Annotated in this window: 7 protein-coding genes and 1 pseudogene; 5 read left to right on the forward strand and 3 right to left on the reverse strand. The window is 61.3% G+C overall.

Annotated elements, in window-relative coordinates; genetic code table 11:
- Positions 1-104: 104 nt before the first annotated feature.
- The 3 genes from ACOJSI_RS20195 to ACOJSI_RS20205 all read left to right on the forward strand — a co-directional run bounded on the left by ACOJSI_RS20195 (position 105) and on the right by ACOJSI_RS20205 (position 2,967).
- Positions 105-1,046, forward strand: a complete 942-nt coding sequence (locus ACOJSI_RS20195) for a hypothetical protein (protein ID WP_420140118.1) — start codon at positions 105-107, stop codon at positions 1,044-1,046.
- 94 nt (positions 1,047-1,140) lie between these two features.
- Positions 1,141-2,253: a 5-methyltetrahydropteroyltriglutamate--homocysteine S-methyltransferase gene (locus ACOJSI_RS20200; protein ID WP_420140119.1), complete on the forward strand. Its 1,113-nt coding sequence runs from the start codon at positions 1,141-1,143 to the stop codon at positions 2,251-2,253.
- Between the two features lie 384 nt (positions 2,254-2,637).
- The gene (locus ACOJSI_RS20205) at positions 2,638-2,967 is read left to right on the forward strand and encodes a hypothetical protein (RefSeq protein WP_420140120.1); all 330 of its coding nucleotides are present in this window, start codon (positions 2,638-2,640) and stop codon (positions 2,965-2,967) included.
- A gap of 41 nt (positions 2,968-3,008) precedes the next feature.
- On the opposite strand, the gene ACOJSI_RS20210 is transcribed toward ACOJSI_RS20205, so the two are convergent.
- On the reverse strand, positions 3,009-4,391 hold the full coding sequence (locus ACOJSI_RS20210; RefSeq protein ID WP_420140121.1) for a S10 family peptidase: 1,383 nt from the start codon (positions 4,389-4,391) through the stop codon (positions 3,009-3,011).
- A 336-nt stretch (positions 4,392-4,727) separates the two neighbouring features.
- Here ACOJSI_RS20210 and ACOJSI_RS20215 point away from each other — a divergent pair, with 336 nt between their 5' ends.
- Positions 4,728-5,219, forward strand: coding sequence for a hypothetical protein (locus ACOJSI_RS20215; RefSeq protein ID WP_420140122.1), 492 nt, complete (start codon positions 4,728-4,730; stop codon positions 5,217-5,219).
- 66 nt (positions 5,220-5,285) lie between these two features.
- On the forward strand, positions 5,286-6,095 hold the full coding sequence (locus ACOJSI_RS20220) for a hypothetical protein (protein ID WP_420140123.1): 810 nt from the start codon (positions 5,286-5,288) through the stop codon (positions 6,093-6,095).
- 228 nt (positions 6,096-6,323) lie between these two features.
- Here the strand turns inward: ACOJSI_RS20220 and ACOJSI_RS20225 are convergent, their stop codons facing one another.
- Together ACOJSI_RS20225 and ACOJSI_RS20230 are read right to left on the reverse strand one after the other, a co-directional pair.
- Entirely contained in the window at positions 6,324-6,605 is a 282-nt protein-coding gene (locus ACOJSI_RS20225; protein WP_420140124.1) for a hypothetical protein, read from the reverse strand.
- Between the two features lie 71 nt (positions 6,606-6,676).
- Positions 6,677-7,090, reverse strand: a pseudogene (locus ACOJSI_RS20230) (alkene reductase); the annotation flags it as partial.

Consider the following 7,090-nt stretch of genomic DNA (forward strand, 5'->3'; position numbering starts at 1 on the left):
TGGCGGCCCTTCGGGCGGGACGTCGTCGACGCCGATGGGGCCAGTGCCGCAAACGCGTCGATGCCCAAGCGACCACAGAGACGCGCCCGCGGATGGAGGATGGCATGAAGCGTGGCGTCTATCGGACGATGGTGGCTGGATGGCTGTTGATGAGCAGCCTTACGGTGATGCCGTGTCAGGCGGTGGCCGCAACGCCCACCGCAACCGCGCCCGACTCGATCGGGACCGGAAGCTATCCCGCCATGAAGGAAGAGGTGGCGACGCTTCCCGACCATGTCATCTATCGGCCCAAGGATCTCGCCACGTTGGGCTCCGACAAGCTGGGGCTCTATATATTCGGCAATGGCGGCTGCAGCGCCGACGGGGCGAGCTCGCGCCAGCATCTGCTGGAGATCGCCTCGCATGGGTATCTGGCAATCGCCCCCGGCAGGATATTGTCTGGCCCCGGCGCACCGCCCGCGCCGCCGCGCGCGGCGCCACCGGCGGGCGGAAAGCTGACCGCCGCCACGCCGGCGCGGGCGTTGACGGAAGCGATCGACTGGGCGCTGCGCGAGAATGAGCGGCCGCAAAGCCCGTTCTACCATCGCATCGATGCGAGCCAGATTGCGGTCTCCGGCTGGAGCTGCGGCGGGCTACAGGCTTATGCCGTCGCCACCGATCCCCGCATCCGCACCCTCGTGATCATGAATAGCGGTCTGTTCCCGGATGGTACCAACCCGATCGCCGGCATCGATGTCGACAAATCGCAGCTCGGCCGGCTGCATGGATCCATCCTGTATGTGCTCGGCGGCAAGACCGACATCGCCTACCCGAACGGCACCGACGACTTTGCCCGGGTGAGCACCCTGCCGGCGGCGATGGTCAACATCCCGGTCGGCCATGGCGGAACCTATGATCAGCCCAATGGCGGCCTTGCCGCGAAGGTCGTCGTGGCGTGGCTCGATTGGAAGCTGCGCAATGATCCGGCCGCGGCGCGGCAGTTCGTGGGCGAGGATTGCGGTCTGTGCCGCTCCTCCGAACTCACGATCGAGCGCAAGCAGTTCTGACGGCGCGGCGGCACGCCGGATGGTCGCAACACGGATTGCCAGCCGCCCCATGAAATTGCATGTACTACATACAAACTAGCAAGCCCGGAGAGTTATGCAAAAGCCGCCCTTCCGCGCCGATCATGTCGGCAGTTTCCTTCGTCCTGCCGCGCTGATCGAGGCGCGCGCTGCCTTTCGCGAAGGGCGGATCGATGCCGCCGGTCTGCGCAAGGTAGAAGATGACGCGATCCGTGACGTCGTGAAGATGCAGGAAAGCCTGGGCTTCCATGGCATTACCGACGGCGAGTTTCGCCGCACCTATTTCCACACCGATTTCCTGCTGCAGCTGGACGGGATCGAGGAAGCCGGCGGCACCCAGGTCAAATTTCATCAGCATGGCGGCAAGGAGCTGGAATATGCCCCGCCCGTCATGAAGATCCCGGGGAAGATCGGCCATGCCAAGGATATCCAGCGCGCCGATTATGAGTTCCTGGCATCCTGCACGACGCAGACTCCGAAGGTGACGATCCCGTCGCCGACGATGCTGCATTTCCGTGGCGGCCGCGAGGCGATCGATGCCGAGGCCTATCCCGATCTGGAGGCCTTCTACGAAGATCTGGCGGCCGCCTACCGCGCCGAGATTGCCAGCTTGGCGGATGCGGGATGCCGTTATCTGCAGCTGGATGACACCAACCTCGCATATTTGTGTGACGAGACGCAGCGCGAAAATGCCCGCAAGCGCGGCATGGACCCCAACGAATTGCCGCTGCTCTATGCGCGCATCATCAACGACTCGATCCGGGACAAGCCCGCCGACATGTCGGTGAACGTGCATCTGTGCCGCGGCAATTTCCGCTCGTCCTGGGCGGCCGAAGGTGGCTATGAGCCCGTCGCCGAAGTGCTGTTCAACGAACTGCAGGTCGATGGCTATTTCCTGGAATATGACGATCCACGCTCGGGCGATTTCGCGCCTTTGCGGCACGTGCCCAAGGGCAAGACGGTCGTGCTGGGCCTCGTGACGACCAAGCTGGGGGACATGGAAGATCCGGCCGACGTGCGCGCCCGGATCGAGGACGCGGCGACGCATATGCCGCTCGATCAGATCGCGCTGTCGCCGCAATGCGGCTTTTCCTCGACGGTCCATGGCAATGACATCCAGATGGATCAGCAATCGGCCAAGCTGCAGCTGGTCGTCGACGTCGCGAAGGATGTGTGGGGCTACGCCTGAGCCGAGTTTTCGGCATGCCGGCGCGGATCCGTCCACGCCGGCTACCCTGCCGTAACTGATCCCAGTACGCTACAGCGTCGTGCCGGCCCCAGTCGCGGCAATGTTCCGGCATGTCGCCGGTCCGATGCTCTGACCAGCCCTAGCAAGAGGGACCGGATCGGAGCATTCCGACCTGGCTGGCGACATGTTCGGCGCCCACCTTGTCCTAACAGGCCCAGCGGATGTCGTTGGGCGGGCAAGAGAGCGGATGTACGTCATGCAGCTAAATCCGGGACTTAGGCGATGAACCGCATCGCGCGAACTGGCGCTCGTTTCCGGGCGTGGCGGATGAAACGCCAGGCTATGCGGGCTGCACTGCGAAGTGACGCACCGAAACTCGCTGGAATGGCTGCACAGTTCGAAGGCGAGATGCGTCTCGCGATCGAAGCCGCCTATGCAAAAAGCCTGATGCGCGATCAGGACATTGCCCATGCGCGGGCTAAATTTGCGGAGATCCTCGGCAGCGTCAAACAGCAGAATGACGAGACCTCAAATTATGTGCGCGCTTTCTGTTTGCAGAGTCTTGCCGAACTGCGCGGAGCGCTTCCCGATGCGGCCTTTCATGCGAAGAAGGGACGTGCGCTCCCGGTCGCGGGTCACATCCGCGCGATGCTCCCCATCGCCAAGCCGGCGGAGCGCCCCATGATTGGAACGGCGGTTACCGCGATGCGATAGCTCGCCGCCGCGGCTTGGCGTCCTCCGCTGTCATTGCGCTACTATGAGCGATACAGTTTTTCGGCGTCTTGCTTGAACGCGATTGCGCTTTGCAGGCGGCTGTAGAACATGTGGCCGCCTGGATAGATGTCGAGGCGAACGCGCGCATCCGCCCATGCGGGCAATTGATCGACGATGAGACGCGACAGGAAATAGGGGCAGCTGAGATCGCTCCAGCCATGCGCGATCAGCACGCGTACCTTCGGATCGGACGCGAGCACCTTGCGAAGATCGGAGACGGGGGCATCGGACGGCGCGCCTTCCTCCCATGCGTCTTCCACATCGTCGGCCAGGGTCTTGTAGGGTGCATCAACGATCCATCCTGCCTGGCGGGAATAGAAATCCACCATGGCGCTGGTCAGCGGGGCGATCGCGATATCATAGAGCGGGTCCATCGCCCTGCTGCTGGACGATCCGGGGAAGGGATCGGGCAGCGTGACCGCAGGATCGTCTCTGCTGGCAATCTTGCCCTGATCGCGCGCAATTTCCCGCAAATAGCTGGCAGCATCCACGCGGCCGTCGAGCCGCTCGACAAAGGCGGTATCGAGGCCGGTCAGCGCCGCCACATGCTGAACCAAACGAGCGTGCGCGTTAGGATCGGAACGGCCGCTCATCAGATCGTGCAGATAGTCACCGCGCGTATAGGCCTCGACCGCGGCCATGGCGGTGGGCGTAAGCCGGCCCTCACGTTCCAGTTTTGCGGCCGCCATCGCCGGCAGCTCCGCCATCCTGGGCAATGGCGACAGAGCGGAGGATTGGGTCGCTGCTGCCGGATCCAGATAGGGTGAGATCAGCACGATCCCGGCCAATCCGACGCCAACACGATCCTGCAGCTCACGCGCGATGCGCGGCACACGGTAGCCGCCGTAACTCTTGCCCAGCAGATATTTGGGCGACGGCAAGCGATGCGCCTGGATCAACCAGTCCGACACCACACGTGATAGATAATGCACGTCCTGATCGTTGCCGTAAAACGCCTTTCGGGTCCCCTCCGTATCCACCAGGCTGCGGCTGTAACCGGTGCCGATCGGATCAATAAAAACCAAATCGGTGAAGCCGATCCAGCTTGCGGGATTGTCGCGCAGGACGGGGGCGTCGGATCCGGTATCGCCCGGAGCGCCGAATTGAAGGCGCTTCGGGCCAATGCCGCCGATGTTCAGCGTCACGGATGAGCCGCCGGGGCCTCCGTCGAAGGCAAAGGTGACGGGCCGTGCCGCTCCATGACCAGGAACCATATAGGATGTATAGACGACCTGCCCGATCGCCTTGCCTGTCTCGTCACGAATGGCGATCGTGCCGATCGTGACCTTGTAATGGATGCGCTGCCCAGCGATCACCGCCGATTGCTCGATCGTATGATCAGGCGGCAGCGGGGGACGGCCCATCGCTGGCGCGGATGGCCGATCGTTCCCGATTGCCGACGTGCGCGCGGCGCTGGGGCCCGTAACCAAGAAGGCAGCGGCGAATGCGCAGAGATATGGTCTCACGGAGCCTGCCCTTTCGCTTGTGTCTCCGGTTAGGCCGTGAGGTGATGGACGCAAGCTCGCGAAGCTTTCACCTGAAACCTTACGGATTACGCAGGCTTGGTTTGGAGGCAGGCTTCTTACGCCCTGCCATGCGGTCGCATCAGACGGGAGACGGGTTACCGATTATCGTTGCTCGATCGCCGAGTCCGTCGCACAGTCTCCAAGTCGATTGCTTTGCTATGAAAGGTGGTTGGCATGGCTATGAAGTCCGGCGCTCTCAGGGTTTATGACGCTCGCGCTTCGTTGCGCTTGCTAATTGTCTTCATCTTCGCATTGGTGGGCACCAATCTCAGTGCTGCTACTCTTAAGCAGGTGCGCGGTGAGCCGAAGCCCTCCATCCAAGTTATCAACGGTCAGAGACCGGGATCGGTAGAAATCCGAGCGGGGCGGCCGACCGACTTAGCCCCCGTGTTGATCATCGAGCGGCAGCGACCTGACGGTTCGTTCGAGGTCGTGCAAAACCTTGATCTCGGTTCACTTCATTTGGTCAAATCCTGTGATCAGCCAATAAAAAGATGCGTGCAGATCAATAGCAGACTGCACCCGGTTTCTTGGAGTGGCATGTCTTGTACAGCGCAATGCCAGAAGATATGCGACAAGAATACGCGGTTACACGGCCGTTTTCGCTTTGTTGTTTTTTCTTGTGATCGCAAGAAGCGTTATGAGGGTGCTTCATTTTCTTTATGATGATAATATTATAAAGTGAACATGAAGCGTAATCAGTAATGCTGGTTATGTCGAAGGAGCTGCACTTTGGCGAAAATCGACGGCAGTAAAACCATCATGACGACTTCGCTGGCTGGGAACGCGCCGACCGTTCGGGGCGTTGCGGGGCCTCCTTCCGGTTTTGCATTTCAGTCTCCGCCCTTTCAGATCGATGCTTTTATGACGATCCATGGGCATGCTGGCGAAAAAGTCGGTGGCTGGACATTGGGGTTCGTCCAGCTGAAGTATATAGGAACAAATCACGCGCGCTATCGCGGGAGTACCGTTAAAGATGGCAGCATTTTCGTCTCCAGTAGCAACCGAATACTTTGTCGAGACACGGACGTGGGCTCGCGCGAAATCTGGTACGACAGCTTTCTGGCGGGCGGCATGACTGGCCCCATAGGGAGCAACCGACTGGCCGCCAACGCTGTAATTCCGGCATCCGGCGCGCTCACCATTCAGGCGCATCTCTTTGATCAGCCGCAGCGTTGGTGGGAGGCCGTTCGACATAACCGACGTGCCGGGGGTAAGCCCAACTACCTGCACTATGCCGTCGCGGAGTTACTGTTTTGTACGATGCTCGTTGCTCAGGAACCCTCTGGAAAGCGGCACATGCTCAAGCATGTGTATTGGAATGTCATCTGGGAACAGGTGTTCAAGCGCGATCACGCAAATCACGTCCTGCTGGACCGGGCAATCCGCCTCCAGCACAACATCCAGCACCCGGTTCATGACGGCAACCCGCATGATCGGAAGTTCTTTGGCAAGGAATACGATCTGACGCTCCCCGTCAGTAACGTAGTGTCTAACAGGCCGCCTAAAATCTTAGAGGCCGCTGATTGGTCTGAGGGCTAACTTAACGTGCAAGGATGCGCCGCAGAGCGGATAAAGTCCGGGGCGCCAACGATTTGGCCGACCGAACGGCGAGATCAGATTGCCTGAAGGCGAAGAGCGGCCGCGTTCCTGAGGCGTAATCAAGCGAGGCATTAGGCCTTCCAGGAACAGGTCTCACCTTCCATTAGACTGCGCGAGGCGAGCAACGCAGCTATGTCGCGAGCGCTGCATGTCCAATGCCATCCAACGCTAGTGCCGAAGGCCCCACATCGCGGCACGCTCCTTGGCGAGGTCGCGCATGAACGTGTCGAGCTCCGCGAGGCGGCGGCCAATCTCTGCGATGGGAACAGCGTTCCAGACGGACTGATCATAGCGCGCCCGTGCGGTTTTGAGGTCGTCGCCGGCGCGATAGCGTTCGGTGACATAGAGCGTCTCCAGCATGTCTTGGGGTCGGCTGGACTGGCTTGCCATGAGCGACAAATATTTCACGAGATATTCGGTCATGATGCCGTCGTTGGATGTGCTGACCATAGGTCTCTCCTGCTCGCGTCCGCAAGATGGGAGCGGTGGCTTCGTGCGTCTAGGCTCAGGGTTGGTTCCGCTCAGCCTCCGACGGCAAGCGCCGGATAGTCAATATAGCCGCGGTCATCGCCGCCGTAGAAGGTCGCGGGATCGGCGGTCGCGAGTGGAGCGCCGGACTTCAGGCGCGCAACCAGATCGGGATTGGCGATGAAGGGGCGCCCGAATGCGATCGCGTCGGCGCGGCCCGCCGCGAGCGCGACCTCCGCCGATGCGAAATCATAGCCGTTATTGGCCATATACGGTCCTTTGAACGCCCGACGGAGCGCGCCGAAATCGAACCCCGGCACGATATCGCGCGGGCCGCCGGTCGCCCCCTCGATCATATGCAAATAGGCGAGGCCGAATCGGTTCAGGCCTTCGACGGCATGGAGGAAGAGCGGGGCGGGATCGCTGTCGCGCGCGTCATTGACCGGGGTGACCGGCGACAGGCGTAG

The sequence above is a fragment of the Sphingomonas sp. genome (assembly GCF_048595155.1).
Classification (GTDB): Bacteria; Pseudomonadota; Alphaproteobacteria; order Sphingomonadales; family Sphingomonadaceae; genus Sphingomonas_I.

Bases quoted from the DNA above. Each gene is read 5' to 3' on its own strand.
- ACOJSI_RS20195 (WP_420140118.1), top strand. From the start codon at position 105: ATGAAGCGTGGCGTCTATCGGACGATGGTGGCTGGATGGCTGTTGATG.
- ACOJSI_RS20200 (WP_420140119.1), top strand. From the start codon at position 1,141: ATGCAAAAGCCGCCCTTCCGCGCCGATCATGTCGGCAGTTTCCTTCGT.
- ACOJSI_RS20205 (WP_420140120.1), top strand. From the start codon at position 2,638: ATGGCTGCACAGTTCGAAGGCGAGATGCGTCTCGCGATCGAAGCCGCC.
- ACOJSI_RS20210 (WP_420140121.1), bottom strand. From the start codon at position 4,391: ATGGGCCGTCCCCCGCTGCCGCCTGATCATACGATCGAGCAATCGGCG.
- ACOJSI_RS20215 (WP_420140122.1), top strand. From the start codon at position 4,728: ATGGCTATGAAGTCCGGCGCTCTCAGGGTTTATGACGCTCGCGCTTCG.
- ACOJSI_RS20225 (WP_420140124.1), bottom strand. From the start codon at position 6,605: ATGGTCAGCACATCCAACGACGGCATCATGACCGAATATCTCGTGAAA.